Genomic DNA, 18163 nt, shown 5'->3' with positions numbered 1-18163 from the left:
ATCATTTAAATACCTGCTTCATCGGACGTCCAATCCAAACTTGCGGTTGTTTCAACCCAAAAATATAGGCGATAGTAGATGCACAATCAAATTGCATCATGCTTTCTGTAAATTCATATCCTTTCTTAACGCCCTTTCCGGAAATGATAAAAGCGGTTTCCATCTCGGCCATCGTTTTGCCTCCGTGCCCTTTATTAATACCACCATGGTCGGCCGTTACGATAAAGATTGTTTCATTCAGCATTCCGGCATCTTTGACAGCTTGGATAATCTCACCTATATAGCCGTCCAACTCAGTCAGCTTCCGGTAATAAGCCGGAGTATCATGCCCTTCGGAATGACCTACATGGTCCGGTTCGTCAAAAACAATATTGACTAATGTAGGATGTGCTTTCTTGATATAATCGACAGCATAACGGACTGTTGCTTTCGGATTTTCAGAAGCTTCGGCTACATGTTTGTCGTAATTCAGAGCCAACGTATCCACCACATACCGAATACCGTCCCATTCGCAAATACACCCGATTTCAGCTTTGGGTGCTGCTTGCCGGAGCAATCCGAATACGGTAGGGAAAATACCGTCTTTATCCACTACGCGCGAGGGCAATTCCGGTGTACGCGAACCCCATTCGGTATATCCGTGCAGTTCAGGTCCTGCTCCCATATACATTGAACCCCAATTGACAGCGCTCGAAGAGGGCAGAACCGAACGTTTTTTCAACGTATAAGAACCTTCGGCCATCAGCTTTTTCACATTCGGCATCTCGGCTTTTTCCACACTATAAGCGCCCCAACCGTCCAAACCAATCAAAACGACATGTTTAGCTTTCCACTTTGCGGCAAATGATGCATCGGCGCATAACATCAAACAAGCCAGAATCAAAATAAATTTTCCTGTTTTCATGTGTATCTCAAATAAAAGATTAATCTTTTTATCCCTTCTCGCTGAAGGGATAAACAAAAGTACACAAATTATTCCTTCACCACCCTACTTTTCTTGAAAATCAGCTAAACATAAAAAAATCCGGCGAAGATGTTTGCCGGATTTTCACATTTATCGATTTATATGTTTACATACTTTGTTCGCCACCGCTGCTGTCACTTTCGCCTCCCTTCATATCATCATTGCTAATGCCTCGGCGTACTTTCTTGATTTGTCCTTTCATCGAACCAAAACGATATGAGACGCTCAGACGGAATTCCCGGGCAGAACGCCAGTTGGTAGACTTATTCATAAAACCTACACCTTCAGTTGTATTCTCCCATTTCATATCTCGCCAGAAAGGGTTTTGCGCACTTAAGGAAACAGACAAATTCTTTTCCAGAAAATCTTTATTAATACTTAAACCTGCAAAATAAGAGGTGGAGCCTTTTCCCTGCAATTGTATCCAAGGGCTATAAGCCCCTCCATATCCGTTAATACGAAAATCTTTAGGCAAATTAAATTCCAATTGTGAAAATACATTTCCACTGAAACCACTGTTGGATATATTCAATTCCGGACTTTTCAAATCCGTGTAGTTTCCTCCACCGTTCACCGTTATTCGTATCAAAGGTATAGGATTCCAACTACCATAAAGATACAAGCCTATCTGCTGTCTCTTTCCGATGTTCCCATACGTACTCCAAAGAGCACCATTGTACTGAGAAAACGGATTATCAGAAGGGTAATCCGCTATCGTGGTATATTGATCTATCGCGTTATTCACAAATGTATAATTCAGACTCGCATTAAAATTGAGAGTCTGAGTAAAATTACCATAATTCAGGTTTACATTATTACTCTTTTCCGAATCCAAATTAGGATTACCCTGTGAAATATACTGCGGATTCACATCATTTATATAAGGGTTCAAGAACCATATACCGGGACGTTGAATACGCATATTATAACCTAAACGAAGCTGGGAAGCATCATCCAATTTGTAAGTCAAGACCGCATTGGGTACGACATCAAAATAACTTGTGCTGAAATCCATATCCGGTTTTTTAGCAAACTTCACGTTCAAACTTGTTCCTTCCGCGCGAACACCAGCCTTGACTCCAAACTTGTTGAAATTCAGGAGATAACCTAAATACACAGCATAAATATGCTGCGTATGGCGGAACTTACTATTATCACGTGAACGGTCTTCCCATATTTTCAAGGAATCATTATAAATTTGCTCTACCGTATTACTCTTGCTTTGCCGATTAATATATTTCACACCGGTTTCAAGCGTCTGATTTTTCCATATCGGAGTCGTATAATCAACCTGAGCGGTATGTTCCGTCGTGGAGGCATCATTTAGATTCAACTTCGGATATTCTTTTGCCAAATAATAATTTACTACATCGGATAATTCCGTCAAGCCTTCATTGTCATTCGGAGAAGTGCTGAAACGATAAGACAAGGTCAGCAATTCATCTTTTTTACTTGTAGAATGTTGGAAATCCACATTCATATCGGTCGAGCCGAAAGTTCTTTCAGAACTACTATTCCGCTTATATTTATAAAAAGGGTCCGACGAAATATGGCCGAACTCATCTATAGTGTTAAGCTCTGCCGAAAGTTCAGACAAGTTTGTCATGTTTCCGCGGAACAATCTACCGCTGACACTCAACAGGTTTAATGTATCAAATTCATAACTTGCTTGCAAATCGCCAAATTGGAAAGGCCCTTTATTTTTAGCACGTCCATTTTCTTTCAATAAAGTAGAAGACTGTGTCAAATTATCTTTATCCATCGTTCTCTCCGAGTAAGAATCATTCCAAGGAGAATTACGCTTATTATATCCATAATTGGCAGTAAGTCCCAGTTTGCCGGTTTTCAATGAGACATAGCCGCCACCACCGAAACTACCGAAAGTAGTGGCATTTGCACGTACAGTAGCAGTAAATCCTTCCAACGCATTTTTAGCTGTAATAATATTGATAATTCCACCTACACCTTCGGCATCATACTTGGAACCAGGGTCTGTGATGACTTCAATACTTTTGATTGAACTGGCCGGCATGCTCTTCAACACTTCGGAAGCATTCTCACCACTCAACAAATTGGAAGGTTTGCCGTTCATATGAATTTTATAATTAGAAGAACCTTTCAGCTGGATTTTCTCTTCCCCGTCAACCGTCAACATCGGAACCTTGCGGAACATATCCAAAGCGTTGCTGGTTGGAGTTTCGGGGTCATCTTCCAAACTATATGTCAGTTTATCAACTTCCACCTTCACCAAAGGTTTTTGAGCAATTACGGTTACTTCACCCAATTTCTGGGTATCGTCAGCCATAAAAATCTTACCGAAATCAAACGTTTTCTTGTTCTCGACCAGGGTAAATGTTTCATGTACCGTAATTTTACCCATCGATTCAATCGTCGCCACATACTTACCGGGTTTATCCATCGTGGCAGTGAATTTTCCATCCTCATCGCATGCCAGCAATTTCACAGAATTCTGCGGGTCAGACGCTAATACTATCCGCAAAGTAGCATAGGGAACAGACTCATTTATAAGAGAGTCGACTACTTGCCCCTTAATTGTAAAAGTAGCCGGAGCTGTACTACGCTGTGCAAAAACCGGCACAGACATAAACAGTATCAGCACAAAGTAAAGTAGTTTTTCTTTCATTGGAACTTGAGAATTTAGATATAATCAACTAAACAAATTAAAAACAGTGCAAATGTAAGCTTATCTATGAATCACCTGTTTATTTCCATTTTAAAGAATTGTAAAAGTTGTTTTTTGCTGTTTGTTTCCGACGTTTTTCTTCTAATTTTGCAAGATACCATCAAAAAGGAAAGATGTTTATGAGAAAATTAGTATTTATTTCCGTATCATTGTTTTTAATTATCACAATGCAAGCACAAGAATTAAAAGAAGTAAAGCTGAACGCACCGGATAAAAACCGGGGCACAGCTGTGATGAAAGCACTATCCGAGCGTCATTCGGACCGTGTATTCGACTCGAAGGAGTTAAGTCTGCAAGATTTGTCCGATTTGCTGTGGGCGGCAAACGGCATCAACCGTCCCGACGGGAAACGAACCGCACCTTCAGCCCTGAACAAGCAGGATGTAGATGTGTATGTAATCCTGAAAGAAGGAGCTTACTTATATAATGCACAATCGCACTCCCTGACTCCTATCGCACAAGGCGACCACCGAGCTGCCGTAGCCGGAGGGCAGGATTTCGTAAAAAGCGCACCGGTCTGTTTGGTACTGGTTTCCGACCTCTCCCGTTTCGGGGGTATCACGGAACAGAATAAACTGATGGGGGCCGTAGATGCCGGTGTTGTTTGTCAGAATATCAACTTGTTCTGTTCCGGAGTCGGACTGTCTACTGTTCCGCGTGCCAGTATGGACAAGGCTGCTTTAAAAACAATACTGAAATTATCCGACAGCCAGCAACCTATCATGAACAATCCGGTAGGATACCCGGAAAAATAAATAATCGTGTACCAATGTATATAAAAAATATCCTTGTCTATGCGCTTTTTCACCCTATGTTTTGCATCTTTAATGCCTACCTATTTACTGGCTGATAATTATCGGCCAGTTGGCTGACGATTATGAGCCAGCTGGCCGACGGTTATCAGCCAGTTGGCCGACAACTATCAACATATAAATAACAGCTATACTAATTACAAATAGTACCGTACTAAATAAAAAAAGCATTCCATGAAAAAAAGTATCTTATTCATTGGCCTGGCACTTCTGCCACTCGTTGGTTGTAACCAGGCTGCAAAAACGGCTGATGCCGGAACTCCGGCTGCCGCACCAAACGAAAACACAATCCCAGACTGGGCTTTTGGTGGTTTCGTCAGACCGGAAAAGGCAAATCCGATTATTACTCCCAATGCAGCCACCTTATTCGATTGTCCGATGAGAGGGGAAAAAATCGCCTGGGAAGAAAGTGATGTATTCAACCCGGCCGCAACCGTTAAAGACGGAAAGATTTACATTCTTTACCGGGCAGAAGACAATTCGGCCACCGGTATCGGCTCACGAACTTCACGTATCGGTCTGGCAGAATCGACAGACGGCATTCATGTTGAACGCCGGAGCACTCCTGTGATGTATCCGGGCAACGACAATATGAAAGAATACGAATGGCCCGGAGGATGCGAGGACCCGCGTGTGGCTGTCACGGAAGATGGGCTGTATGTTATGGCTTATACTTCCTGGAACCGAAAAGTAGCCCGCTTATGTATCGCCACATCGCGCGACCTGATTAATTGGGAAAAACACGGACCCGCTTTCGCAAAAGCATACGACGGACGTTTCAAAGACATGGGTTGTAAGTCCGGTTCGATGGTAACCAAAGTAGAAAACGGCAAACAAGTACTGACTAAAATAAACGGCAAATACTTCATGTACTGGGGAGAAGCACAGGTTTCGGCCGCAACATCCGACGATTTAATCAATTGGACTCCTGTCCTGAACGAACAAAATGAACTGGCAGCCGTTATCAAGCCGCGCGACAACTATTTCGACAGTGCCCTGACAGAATGTGGCCCGCCTGCAATCCTGACGGATAAAGGTATTCTGCTTTTTTATAACGGGAAAAACCAGAATGACGATAACAGACGGGATAAACGTTACACCGCCGGAGCTTATTGCGCCGGACAAATCCTGACGGATGCGCAAAATCCGATGAAATTACTTAAACGTCTGGATGTACCGTTCTTCCGTCCGATGGAGACATTTGAGAAAAGCGGACAATATGTGGATGGAACCGTATTCATTGAAGGATTGGTCTTCTTTAAAGACAAATGGTATCTTTATTACGGATGCGCAGACTCACAAGTGGGTGTAGCGGTTTATGACCCGGCAAAGAAAGTACCGGGAGATGTTATACCGGATTAAATTCCGCTTTACACGCAAAAAGAAAACAGATAAGCCGGCCTTTTCCTTATCAGAAGATAAGGCGGTTTATCTGTTTTTATTATTCAGACTGCCTTAAAACTAAATTTGTTTCCTTACTTTTGCGGAAAAATTAAAAACTATGCCAACATTTTTCGTTGTCCTTGCAGGCGTTTACCTGGCCGGAAACGTTTATATATTTACAAGAGGAGCGCAAGCTTTAGTCGCCCAACCTTTTGGAGTTAAAGTTTTGTTGACCGTTCTGTTCTGGAGTGGAGCTTTGTCATTATTCGGTAGCCTGATGGCCCGTAATGCAAAGATGCCGGTATTTCTGGCACATACGATGCATGAAATAGGGACAGGCTGGTTAATCTTTACCTTATACATGGTTTTATTCCTGATATTATTCGATTTACTCCGACTTGTCAACCTCCCGTGCAAATATGGGTTTTATTTATCTTTATTCCTGACACTTAGCCTATTAAGCTATGGATATTATCATTATCAACATCCTAAAACAGAAGTTTTCAACATAGTTATCAACAAGCAGCCGGAAGGAAATCAACAGCCTGTAAAAGTTGTAGCCATCAGTGATATACACCTGGGATATGGGACGGAAAAAGCGGAACTGAAACGATATGTGGATATGATAAACGCAGAAAAACCGGACCTGATATTGATTGGTGGCGACCTGATAGACAACAGTGTAGTTCCCCTTCACACGGAAAATATGAAAGAGGAACTGGCACAACTGAATGCACCGCTCGGCATTTATATGGTTCCGGGAAATCATGAATATATCAGCGGTATCCGCGCAAGCATGCAATTCATAAAAGAAACACCAATCTGCTTGTTACGCGACTCTGTCGTAACTTTACCGAACGGCATACAGCTAATTGGCCGGGACGACCGCAGCAACCGTTCACGTCGTTCCTTACAGGAATTAGCTGCGAACACAAATCCATCCAATGCTGTTATTCTATTGGATCATCAACCGTATAATCTCGGAGAAACACAGGCAGCCGGTGTCGATTTGCAGTTCAGCGGACATACACACCGCGGACAGGTATGGCCGCTTAGCCTGATTACCGACCATTTGTTCGAACAAAGCTACGGCTACCGGCAATGGGGCAACAGTCAGATATATGTATCCTCCGGATTATCGTTATGGGGACCACCTTTCCGCATCGGAACAAATAGCGAAATGGTTGTGTTCAATATTACATACAAATAGGATACATGAGAGTTTTTATTCAGTCCATAGTTGCACAATTATTACTGAATCCTTACATCTGTTGGCGGGGATATCAGGCAATACCGCCTAAAAAAGGCTGGCGTATCCCTTATCTCCTGTTTTTCATCATAGAACTGTCGGTTTTCCTTTTCGGCTTTTTCTTCCGTAACGTATTGCCGGACAAGGTGATGATTCCTATTCAATATTTCTGTAACACTTGGTATATCGCCTCTATTTATATCACACTTTCATTACTTGTATTGGAACTGTTACGCCTTGGAAACCGCTATTTCAACTGGTTCCCGAAATGGATAACGGCGCATTGGAAACAAACCAAGCTAACACTGTTTTTCCTGATTATCGCCGGAGTAACCGGACTGATGTTTCATGCTTATCATGTGGTTGAATATCCCCGTATAACCAACGTTTATCTGACATTGCCCAAGGGAAGCAGCAACCGCGACAGCATGACGATTGTAATGATGAGCGACCTGCATATCGGAGAAGTTATCGGTAAAAAGTTGGTACAACGATATGTACAAATGAGCAATGAACAACATCCGGATATGGTAGTATTGGTCGGCGATATCATCGATTATGAATCCCGCTTTGCAGAGAAAGCCCATATAGAAGAAGACCTGCAACAACTCAAAGCTCCATTGGGAGTTTACATTGTGTACGGAAATCACGAATACCGTGCCAACCGTCATGCCAAATACCGTTGGCTAAAGAAAACCGGAGCAACTCTCTTAGTAGATTCCGTTGCCATGCCGGATTCGTCTTTCTACCTTATCGGTCGCGACGATTATGTAAACAAAAGAAACCGGAAAGCACTTCACACATTGATGGCCGATTTGGATACAACCAAACCGGTAATCGTACTGGACCATCAACCCTGGTCGTTCGCTGAAATAGCAATGAATGGGGTAGACCTTGGACTTCATGGGCATACACACAACGGTCAATTATGGCCCTATCCCCTTCTGATGAAACTTATCTATGAATGCCCGTATGGTTACCATAAAAAAGGGCCGACACAATTTTACGTCTCTTCCGGCATCGGAATAGCCGGCCCCCCTTACCGGGTAGGGACGGTATCGGAGCTGGTGGTGCTACATATCAAGTTTGTCAACTAAATGACTCTAATCTTTATTTTTAAAGTTAACAATATGTGAAAAGCTCTCCTGAAGTCACTTTTCAGGAGAACTCAATGTTTTATTATATAAATCCGTATCACTCAAGACTTCCAATGCTTTATTCAATACTTTATCATCCTTCAGGCTTTCCAACAATACACCCTTCTGATAGTAATATCGTCTGACAATTTCGGAAGTCAACAGCTTCTTAATCTGCTCTTTATGACGGTCGAAGTCGCGTTCCAAGTCTGGTGTCAGTTTTTCTTCCAATGCTTTAAACATCGTGGAGTCGTTATCCATATATCCCTCAAACTCAGCCATTTCCTTCAAGCTCTTCAGCATCTTTTCACTCTGGCGGTCGTAGGTGAAATTTTTCTCTTTGGCAAACTGTTTGAAAGCCTCGAAATCCTCGTCCGTAACAGAAAATTCCTCTATAGCGGGAATCGTTTTATGATTCTGTGCCCAGTCGGAAATAAAATCCAACAGCACAAAGTCTGTCATCAGATAATACATGATAGTCGGAGTTTCCGGCTCTTCCACTTTGAAATCGGGTGTTATACCGCCCCCATCCCGTACGGGACGGCCTTTGGAAGTATAAAAAACAGAAGTCAGGCTATCGGGAATAGCTTCTACACGACCATCCGCCCTTCGGTGTGTATAATCCAGTTGTTGGATACAGCGACCACTGGGTATATAATATTTACTCATCGTAACCTTGATACTTCCGTTATAAGGCAATTCGCGCGGAGATTGTACCAATCCTTTTCCAAACGAACGTTCGCCAATCAATACGGCACGGTCCATATCTTGTAAAGAGCCGGATACGATTTCGGCAGCCGAAGCAGAGTTTCCGTTAATCAGTACAGCCATCGGCATCACGGTATCTATCGGTTCGTTAGAGGTACGGTACGTACGGTCCCATTGGCTAATCTTACCTTTGGTGGAAACGACTTCTTTCCCCTTCGGTACAAACATGCCGACAATCTGTGTAGCACTTTCCAGCAAACCGCCTCCATTATTCCTCAAATCGAGAATAAGCGATTTGATATGATGGTTATTCTTCAAGTCATCAAAGGCATTTTTCACCTCTTGGGCACTTTTATCGGTAAATCCTTTCAGATAAATATATCCGACGCCATCCCCCCGTACTCCATAATAAGTCACCTGGTTTTCCAAAATTTGCTTACGCATCAGTTCCACCTCACGGGGTTTCTTCTCGTACGGACGCTGTATTTTGAGCACCATTTTCGTGTTGGGGACACCTTTCAACAAGGCACTGACTTCGTCCGACGATTTATCCGTCACATCCACCGTATCGACAGCCAGAATGCGGTCGCCCGGTTTTAATCCAGCCAGAGCGGCCGGCATACCTTCAAAAGGTTCGATAATATATACTCCACCCTCTTTGCGTGCGCGGATATAGGAACCGATACCTCCATATTCGCCGGTAGTCATAAACTTCAGCTTATCCATTTCCTGCTCCGGATAATACTCCGTATAAGGGTCCAGCCCCTCCAACATGGCATCGATACCCCGGCGTACTGTCTTTTCCACATCTATGGAATCGACATAGAACATTTCTATTTCCTTTACGATGGCATTGAAAATATCCAGGTTTTTACTTACTTCAAAACGATTATCTTTTGAGACTTGCGCCTGCCCCGGCCGGATGTTTCCGAACAGAACAAAAAAACAAATCAGTGCTATAATTTTCTTTCCTTGCATTAGCTTACACATAGAATATTTAGTTAATTCACGACGTAAATGTATACAATAAACGGTTTTCAAGATAATATACGATTTACTTTTAACTTTATTTGTTCCCATTTATCATCCGGTATCTGTGCTCCAATTACCTCTATGATATATCCGGCCAGCAACGAACCGATACGGGCAGACTGTTCCAACGTCGCTCCGACAGACTGTCCATACAGGAAACCGGCAGCAAAATGGTCGCCTGCACCTGTCGTATCAACCGGCTTACCTCCTTCGGCAGGTACAGCTATAATTTTACCTTTACTTCCAACCAATGCGCCCTCTTTACCTAAAGTCACCAATGAAACTTCCACCTTTTCGGAAAGAACTTTGACAGCCTCTTGTGCTTTCAATCCGGTGAAAGCCTCCGCCTCGCTTTCGTTTGAGAAAAGAATGTCCACATATTCAGGAATAATCTCGTCCAGCAATCCCCGGAAAGCATTTACGATATTAAAATTAGACAAGTCTAAAGCCACCTTCAGTCCCAGCCTCTTCGCTTTCCGCATAGTAGAACGGACCAGTTCTTCATTCACCAACAGATAACCTTCTATATAAATACATTGATAGGAAGAAAGCATCTCATCCGTAATTTCATCCGGAGTAATAGTAGGAGCCGGCCCGAGGAAAGTACCCATCGTACGTTCTCCATCCGGTGAAATCAGTACCGTACAACTACCTGAAATACCGTCCGTATGAATAAAGTAGGGGATTACGCCCGCTTTACTCAACGCCTGTTCGTAATAGTCACCGACTGCATCGGTTCCTATTTTACCGATAAAACCGGTTTTAGCTCCCAAACAAGCCATCGCACGCATCGTATTACAAACGGAACCACCCGGAGCTTGGCTACGTTCCAGTCCTTCCTGTGTTTTGCGGATAGTAATCATCTGTTCCCGATTAATCATATCCATCGCTCCTTTTTCGATACCAACCTCGTTGAGCACCTTATCATTATCCAATTTCAACAACACATCAACCAATGCGTTTCCCAGACCTATCGTATTCATTTTTCTATTTTTTTTGACAAAGATATTGCATATTTCGAAAACATCCTGTACTTTTGCAGAGCAATTTCAGAAAGGGGTCTAAAACCTTCCAAATTGACAATAAATATTCTTCCTTAGCTCAGTTGGTTAGAGCATCTGACTGTTAATCAGAGGGTCCTTGGTTCAAGTCCAAGAGGAAGAGCAAAAGACATCGGGAAAGACTGAAAAAAGACATATTTTTCTTCCTTAGCTCAGTTGGTTAGAGCATCTGACTGTTAATCAGAGGGTCCTTGGTTCAAGTCCAAGAGGAAGAGCAAAAGACATCGGGAAAGACTGAAAAAAGACATATTTTTCTTCCTTAGCTCAGTTGGTTAGAGCATCTGACTGTTAATCAGAGGGTCCTTGGTTCAAGTCCAAGAGGAAGAGCGGTAAAAGAGATATTTCGAAAGAGGTATCTCTTTTTTTTCGCTATATCAGCACTCTATCGGTTGCTTATTAAACTTCTTTCGGAGCAGGAAGAGAACCGCTGTTTGATAGCGATAAAGAGCATTATAATCGAGAATACCGACGAATTCTTCGGCATGCGCCATTTCGTTCCAATAGGAGGAAACTTTTGTTCCCTGCTATGGAAACTTTTGTTCCAACAGAAGGAACATAGTGGAACATTTTTATATTTCTTCACATAGATGTGGCAGAAATGATAAAAATAATAAATCCTGTATTTCGAATGTTTTTGAAAAAGCAGAGGTGAATATAGCCGGCAGAAATCAAGGAATGTAATATTTCGTGGTAAGAAATGGGAAATAGTGGTAACAATGGTACCACTATTTGTAAACAAACAACTGCTACCACCACCAGCAAACAGCTTAATTACAGCAAAATAAAGAATAAGTGGCAGCAAAATAAAGTTTACCATAGAAAAAACTCTGTTGAATTTAAACGTTAAAACGATATTTGTCATGAAGCAGATTTTAGAAACCAATTTGTTACAAGAAGTGTATCATGTAATTAGAGAAACTGTATCTTTGTCTTTAACTTATAAATGTGAAAAAGATGAATACATTTGATAACGAAAAATGGAAAGCTGCATTTGCTTCATTATCTGAAGCTGTCAAAACACAGATGGATTATTCTGCGGCGATGAAAATACGTTCAATGCGGGCAGAAATATTCCAGCAAACAGTAGCAATCGTCAACGAAGGCAAGTATTTGGCTAAATCCGGGAAGTCAGTACATTTGCCCAATGATAGATTGATGATTGAAAGGACAGTGTTGTATTCATCTCCAATCCATCTGGATGAAAACAATTCACGACAAGAGAAAACGAAAGTGAAAGTTGAAAACTGTGACTGCCTACTTGCTGCCAAAGCATTGCTGGATGCCGGATATAACCCGGCAGTTCTGAATATGGCAAGTCGTCAAAATCCCGGAGGAGGAGTTTATAACGGAGCAGGTGCTCAAGAAGAAAACTTGTTCCGCCGAACCAATCTTTTCCGGTCAATGTTTCAATTCGCCCATTATGCCGCTCAATACGGGTTAAAGAAATCACCTTCTCAATATCCGCTGGATATGAATTTTGGCGGGGTATATACACCGGATGCAACCGTATTCCGAGGAACGGAACAAGATGGGTATCCACTATTGGATGAATATTTCCAAGTGTCATTTATTGCAGTTCCAGCAATGAACCGACCAGATTTAGACAAAAAGGGGCTCATAGCACCACACCTGACTGAGGGCGTAAAGAATAAGATGCGCACAATTTTTAGAATCGGATTGTTGATGGGACATGATGCCTTAATCCTTGGAGCTGCAGGATGCGGAGCTTTTAGAAATCCTCCAGTACATATTGCACGACTTTTTCATGAAGTGATGGAAGAGGAAGAATTCAAGGACAGATACAAACTGATTAGTTTTGCCATACTTGAAGATCATAATTCCGGGCATGAACATAATCCGGAAGGGAATTATATGCCATTCAAAATGGAATTTAGCAACAATGATTTGTAGGAAAGTAGAATGCAAAACATGAGATTTGATACTGAATAGCCATTGAACATACGAGTTTCTTTTCTTTTAAAATACAAGAAGGGGATATGTCGGATTTTGACACATCCCCTTATCCAAAACATGAAACTATTATAAAACTCTGATTATTTATGTTTCAGCAAATAATGATGAAAGATTACTTTTTCACAAACTTTGCATTGTTCAAGTATTCCGAGCTCTCACGTGCGGCCTTAAACACCTCCTCCATAATCTGGTCTTGTGTATATTTACTGCCGTCGGCATTCTTTTTCTCTCGCAAATATCCCGGAGTCTCGATTTCAACAACATAATCCTTCATTCCATTTTTGTAGAACTGATTGAAGATACCCTCGAAGTCGATTGTTCCGCTCGCACCAATAACGAAATCATCTTTTATGTGCAATAATTTTATACGTTTAGGATATTTCTTCAAATACTCCACGGGATTCTTATTGCCTTTTGTACACCAGTAAACATCCAGCTCGAAGCATACATATTTCGGATTCGTATTCTCAACGAGATATTCCCACATAACCTTGTCGCTATCTTTCAACTTGTTGAATTCACCGGAATGATTGTGGTATCCGAGTTTCAATCCGTACTCTGAAGCGATTTTACCCACGCGGTTGAAATAATCACACATACGTTGCACATCCTTCACTGTATAATCTACCCCGTAACTTGGAATGACAAAATACTTACCTCCGCACGCTTTCTGAATCTCAAAAAGCTGACGCCAGCGCTGCATAATTTCAGCTTCTTTAGATGCATCTTCCTGAATACCGGAGTGTGTAGAGATAATTTTAACACCATTCTTATCACAAAGAGCTTTAAACTCTTCAGCAGGAAGACCAAAGACCTTTGCGTCTCCACCCCACTGTACCAACTCAAAAACATTATAGCCCATACCGGCAAGACGTTCTACTGATGCTTTAGGATTCTTGTTCACTGCATCCATTACCGAATAAAGCTGAATACCGATTTTCTTATTGCTCTTTGCCGAAATCGTTTCGGGAGCTACAAACATGGCGATTGCTACAATCGCACAGGCAAAGGCCGTCAATGGTCTACAACACAGTCCAAATAATTTTCTCATAACTTTCTATTTATTAAATGAATAATGTAATTTCATGGTCTATTGAATCACCTGTTATATATTCTCTGCAAAGCTAACTCTTAATGGTCAAATATCAAAGATTAATTATAAACGAATACATCCTAAAGCGATTTATTTTTCCTTCGGATGTATTTGTTTTATCTTTGCAGCATGGGAAAGAATAAATTAGCAAAGTTTGACGATATGGCGGGGTATCCGCATGTCTTTCAATATCCGTTTGCCATACTTCAGGAGAAAGGTTTCGAACTGAAGGGGCATTGGCATGAACGTTTTTTTAAGAATGACAATCCGATTGTACTGGAACTGGGTTGTGGAAAAGGAGAATATACGGTAGGTTTGGGACGCCTGTTCCCGGAAAAGAATTTTATCGGTGTGGATATCAAGGGGGCACGTATGTGGACCGGAGCAAAAGAGTCGCTGGAAGCAGGGATGACAAACGTAGCTTTTTTGCGTACCAGCATCGAACTGATAGCCCAGTTCTTTGCTGCCGGAGAAGTGGCGGAGATATGGCTGACTTTCCCCGACCCGCAAATGAAGAAAGTAAACAAACGCCTCACTTCCACCCGCTTTATGAAAATGTATCGCGAAATCCTTGCCGGCGACGGTATTATCCATCTGAAAACGGACAGCAACTTCATGTACACCTACACCTGTGAAATGGTAAAAGCCAACCGATATCCGGTATTGTTCAGCACAGATGATTTATATCATTCAGACCTTGTAGACGATATCCTGTCCATCAAGACCTATTACGAACAACAGTGGTTGGACCGTGGGCTGAACATCAAATACATCAAGTTTGTTTGTGAAGAAAGAAAGGAACTGACCGAGCCGGATATAGAAATCGAACTGGATCCATATCGCAGCTTCAACCGCAGCAAACGTAGCGCATTGGCTTCAGGAAAATAGAAACAATATAAACACATAAATAACAATGGCAATTTATCCTAAACTAATCATGGACGCACTCGAAAAGGTGCGCTATCCCGGCACCGGAAAAAATCTGGTGGAAATGGGAATGGTAGAAGATAATATACGGATTGATGGCAACAAAGTGAGCTTTTCGCTTCTTTTTGAGAAACCGACCGATCCTTTTATCAAATCAGTAGTAAAATCAGCTGAAGCCGCCATTATCACTCATGCAGCCGAACTGGGAGAAAAAGGAATAGACATTAAAGGGAATATTGAAGTAAGAACCCGCCAGGCAGCCCGTCCGGAGCCGGACAAACTGCTACCTGAAGTGAAGAACATTATTGCCGTATCATCCGGAAAAGGAGGTGTCGGAAAAAGTACGGTTGCCGCCAACCTGGCTGTGGCACTGACTATGCAAGGCTACAAAGTGGGATTGCTGGATGCCGATATATTCGGTCCTTCTCAACCTAAAATGTTTCATCTGGAGGAAGCTCGTCCCTATATGGAAGAGGTGAATGGTCGGGAACTGATACAGCCTGCCGAAAACTATGGGGTAAAGGTGCTATCTATCGGCTTCTTTGTCAATAAGGAAGATGCCGTGCTCTGGCGCGGGGCCATGGCCAGCAACGCCTTGAAACAGCTCATAGCCGATGCCAACTGGGGCGATTTGGATTATTTTCTGATTGACCTGCCGCCGGGAACCAGCGATATTCATCTGACAATGGTACAGACATTGGCCATTACCGGAGCAATTGTAGTCAGTACCCCGCAAGAAGTAGCCCTTGCCGATGCCCGTAAAGGTATCAGCATGTTCTTGGGAGAGAAAATCAATGTGCCGGTCTTAGGACTGGTCGAAAATATGGCTTGGTTCACTCCCGCCGAACTACCGGAAAACAAATACTATATATTTGGCAAAGAAGGAGGTAAACGCCTGGCGGAAGAACTGAACATTCCGCTTCTCGGACAAATTCCCATCGTACAAAGTATCTGTGAAGGAGGCGACAACGGAAAACCTGTTGCGCTCAACCCGGACAGTATCACAGGCGCAGCGTTTCAAGCTTTAGCTGAAAATGTGGTAGACCAGATAGAATATCGGAATGAACACTTGGACCCGACTCGGCGAGTGGTTGTCTCTAAAAAATAAGGTTTATAGGAAAGGGGACACATGCCAGTCACGGTCCCTTTTCCTTAAAAAGATTCATTTTAGCAATACTGTTCTGGCCCAATCCAGCAACTTCCTTTCCACCCGGTTCGCCAGGGTTTCCAGTTCATCGGCTTTGCGCCTCATCCGCCTGACAAAATCCGTGTCATCGATAAAGCCTAAGTTTGTACGAACATCCAACAGTGACCCCAATACACAGGCACGGGCAGTCATCATCGCCACACAAGCATCGGCAGCAACATTCCGGTTGCCTTTATGTGCCACATAGATAATCGTTTCCATTACCGAGGCCACTTCCTCGGCTATATCCATCGGAAGTTGTACAGCTCCTTTGGTCGCATTCTGGATAGCCAGATTCCGTTGTGCCTCCTCTTTTTCTGTCTCCCGGGGAAGTTTAAATGCAGAAAAAAGACGATTGGATACTTCCGTATCACGTTCGATATAACGCATTAGCCGTTCCCGTATAGCGGCAGCTTCGATAGCAATCACCTTCATTTGTCCTTCCACTTCGGCATATTTCTTACGACCGATAGTCAGATTAGCCACCATTTCGGTCAATGCCGTTGCCAAAGCCCCATTAAGGGCTGAAACACTTCTACCCCCCGGAGCAGAGGGATTTCCCGCTGTTTCAGTCAGAAATTCTTTGATTGTCAGTTCTGTAAGCATAGTATTCATTTTTAAGATTAAACGATATAAAGTTCACCGTCTTTGATGACGGTGTCCACCACATTCATACCTATATGATAAGGGATAAATTTGTATGAGGGGAATTTAAGCAATACCATATCTGCTTTTTTACCCACATCTATACTCCCTATTTTCCCGGCACGTCCCAACGCGGCCGCACCATTGATGGTAAGTGCCGTCACTGCCTCTTCGGGAGAGAGTTTCATCTTGATACAGGCTAATGAAAACAACAAGGGAATAGAACAAGAGAAAGAACTGCCCGGATTAAAATCGGTAGCCAACGCCACTGCACAACCCGCATCAATCATTTCCCGTCCGCGGGCATAAGGTTCATCCAACGAAAAAGACGTCAGCGGCAATAAAGTAGCAACCACACAGGAACGGGCCAAGCGCTTAATTCCCGCATCCGAAGCATGCAAAAGATGGTCGGCACTGACAATTTTCAACTTCGCAGCCAACTCAGTTCCTCCGAAAGACCCTATTCCATCCGCGTGCATTTTCAGTTTAAAACGAAGACTGCGGGCCGCTCTTAGCAAGCGTTCACTTTGCTCAACAGAAAAGGCACCTTTCTCACAAAAGACATCACAAAATGTAACCGTACGCTCCGACCGGATATGGGGTAACACGTCTTTTATCACATAAGTTATATAATCGTCCGTGCGTCCTTCAAATTCAGGAGGGACAGCATGCGCCCCTAAAAAGGTAGAGACAACATCCATCGGATGTCTCTCATTCAAGTCATCCATCACCCGAAGCAAAGTAAGCTCGGTATAAAAATCCAAACCATAACCACTTTTCCCCTCAACAGTCGTAACCCCCATATTCAACATATCGTCCAAACGTTCGCAACCTAGATTGAGCAGCTTTTCATAAGCACATTTGCGGGTAGCATTCACAGTACTGACTATACCGCCTCCACGCGCCATAATAGACATATCACTATCGCCTTGCAGTCGCCAGGAAAACTCTTCTTCCCGATAACCATCGAACAGGAAATGAGTATGACTGTCTACAAAACCGGGCAGCAAAGCACGACCTTCCGCATCTATTTCCAGATATTCTTCCGTGTTTATTTGGCGAAGAACCTCTTTCGTCGTACCGACATGAGTAATAATGCCATTCGCAACCGCAACCGCCCCATCTTTTATAATATCCAATTCTGCCATTTCCGCACCTTTCTTAGCAGCAAAACCGGAACAGGTTACTACTTGCGAGGCATTTTTTATTAATAGTTTTTCCTCCTCCATATTTATCCATTATTCTTGCTTCCCACTACTGATTTATAAAAAAAACCTCCCACTACTGAA

At 42.8% G+C, this 18163-nt stretch carries 14 protein-coding genes and 3 tRNA genes; 10 read left to right on the top strand and 7 right to left on the bottom strand.

Annotated elements, in window-relative coordinates:
* Position 1: 1 nt before the first annotated feature.
* Positions 2-904, bottom strand: coding sequence for an alkaline phosphatase (locus tag DW103_RS02220; protein ID WP_122274043.1), 903 nt, complete (start codon positions 902-904; stop codon positions 2-4).
* A gap of 166 nt (positions 905-1070) precedes the next feature.
* On the bottom strand, positions 1071-3608 hold the full coding sequence (locus DW103_RS02215) for an outer membrane beta-barrel family protein (protein ID WP_122274042.1): 2538 nt from the start codon (positions 3606-3608) through the stop codon (positions 1071-1073).
* Positions 3609-3787: 179 nt separating this feature from the next.
* On the opposite strand from DW103_RS02215, the gene DW103_RS02210 reads away from it, so the two are divergent.
* The 4 genes from DW103_RS02210 (at position 3788) to DW103_RS02195 (ending at position 8209) form a co-directional block, all read left to right on the top strand.
* On the top strand, positions 3788-4423 hold the full coding sequence (locus tag DW103_RS02210; RefSeq protein ID WP_122274267.1) for a SagB/ThcOx family dehydrogenase: 636 nt from the start codon (positions 3788-3790) through the stop codon (positions 4421-4423).
* 231 nt (positions 4424-4654) lie between these two features.
* Positions 4655-5842 carry a glycoside hydrolase family 130 protein gene (locus DW103_RS02205; protein WP_122274041.1) on the top strand — a complete coding sequence of 396 codons (1188 nt, stop codon included), beginning with the start codon at positions 4655-4657 and terminating at the stop codon, positions 5840-5842.
* A 139-nt stretch (positions 5843-5981) separates the two neighbouring features.
* Positions 5982-7073: a metallophosphoesterase gene (locus tag DW103_RS02200; protein ID WP_122274040.1), complete on the top strand. Its 1092-nt coding sequence runs from the start codon at positions 5982-5984 to the stop codon at positions 7071-7073.
* A 5-nt stretch (positions 7074-7078) separates the two neighbouring features.
* Positions 7079-8209 (top strand): metallophosphoesterase, encoded by a 1131-nt coding sequence (locus DW103_RS02195; protein ID WP_122274039.1) that lies wholly within the window; start codon positions 7079-7081, stop codon positions 8207-8209.
* Positions 8210-8263: 54 nt separating this feature from the next.
* On the opposite strand, the gene DW103_RS02190 is transcribed toward DW103_RS02195, so the two are convergent.
* Positions 8264-9946 (bottom strand): S41 family peptidase, encoded by a 1683-nt coding sequence (locus DW103_RS02190; RefSeq protein WP_122274266.1) that lies wholly within the window; start codon positions 9944-9946, stop codon positions 8264-8266.
* Between the two features lie 47 nt (positions 9947-9993).
* Entirely contained in the window at positions 9994-10971 is a 978-nt protein-coding gene (locus DW103_RS02185; protein WP_122274038.1) for an adenosine kinase, read from the bottom strand.
* Between the two features lie 107 nt (positions 10972-11078).
* On the opposite strand from DW103_RS02185, the gene DW103_RS02180 reads away from it, so the two are divergent.
* From DW103_RS02180 to DW103_RS02165, 4 genes are all read left to right on the top strand, one after another.
* Positions 11079-11152 (top strand) — tRNA-Asn (locus tag DW103_RS02180).
* 38 nt (positions 11153-11190) lie between these two features.
* Positions 11191-11264: transfer RNA gene (locus tag DW103_RS02175), tRNA-Asn, on the top strand.
* A gap of 38 nt (positions 11265-11302) precedes the next feature.
* Positions 11303-11376 (top strand) — tRNA-Asn (locus tag DW103_RS02170).
* Between the two features lie 627 nt (positions 11377-12003).
* The gene (locus DW103_RS02165; RefSeq protein ID WP_122274037.1) at positions 12004-12960 is read left to right on the top strand and encodes a TIGR02452 family protein; all 957 of its coding nucleotides are present in this window, start codon (positions 12004-12006) and stop codon (positions 12958-12960) included.
* Positions 12961-13135: 175 nt separating this feature from the next.
* Here the strand turns inward: DW103_RS02165 and DW103_RS02160 are convergent, their stop codons facing one another.
* On the bottom strand, positions 13136-14074 hold the full coding sequence (locus tag DW103_RS02160; RefSeq protein ID WP_122274036.1) for a sugar phosphate isomerase/epimerase: 939 nt from the start codon (positions 14072-14074) through the stop codon (positions 13136-13138).
* 171 nt (positions 14075-14245) lie between these two features.
* Here DW103_RS02160 and trmB point away from each other — a divergent pair, with 171 nt between their 5' ends.
* On the top strand, positions 14246-15004 hold the full coding sequence (gene trmB, locus DW103_RS02155) for a tRNA (guanosine(46)-N7)-methyltransferase TrmB (protein ID WP_122274035.1): 759 nt from the start codon (positions 14246-14248) through the stop codon (positions 15002-15004).
* Positions 15005-15029: 25 nt separating this feature from the next.
* On the top strand, positions 15030-16151 hold the full coding sequence (locus DW103_RS02150) for an Mrp/NBP35 family ATP-binding protein (protein ID WP_122274034.1): 1122 nt from the start codon (positions 15030-15032) through the stop codon (positions 16149-16151).
* A gap of 54 nt (positions 16152-16205) precedes the next feature.
* Here DW103_RS02150 and DW103_RS02145 read toward each other — a convergent pair whose 3' ends face one another.
* Positions 16206-16835: a cyclodeaminase/cyclohydrolase family protein gene (locus tag DW103_RS02145; protein WP_122274265.1), complete on the bottom strand. Its 630-nt coding sequence runs from the start codon at positions 16833-16835 to the stop codon at positions 16206-16208.
* 17 nt (positions 16836-16852) lie between these two features.
* Positions 16853-18103: an imidazolonepropionase gene (hutI, locus tag DW103_RS02140; protein ID WP_122274033.1), complete on the bottom strand. Its 1251-nt coding sequence runs from the start codon at positions 18101-18103 to the stop codon at positions 16853-16855.
* Positions 18104-18163 lie beyond the last annotated feature (60 nt).

It is taken from the genome of Parabacteroides sp. AM08-6 (genome assembly GCF_003473295.1).
Classification (GTDB): Bacteria; Bacteroidota; Bacteroidia; order Bacteroidales; family Tannerellaceae; genus Parabacteroides.
The sequence above is the reverse complement of the archived record's forward strand: the minus strand, read 5'-3'. Positions and strand labels throughout refer to the sequence as shown.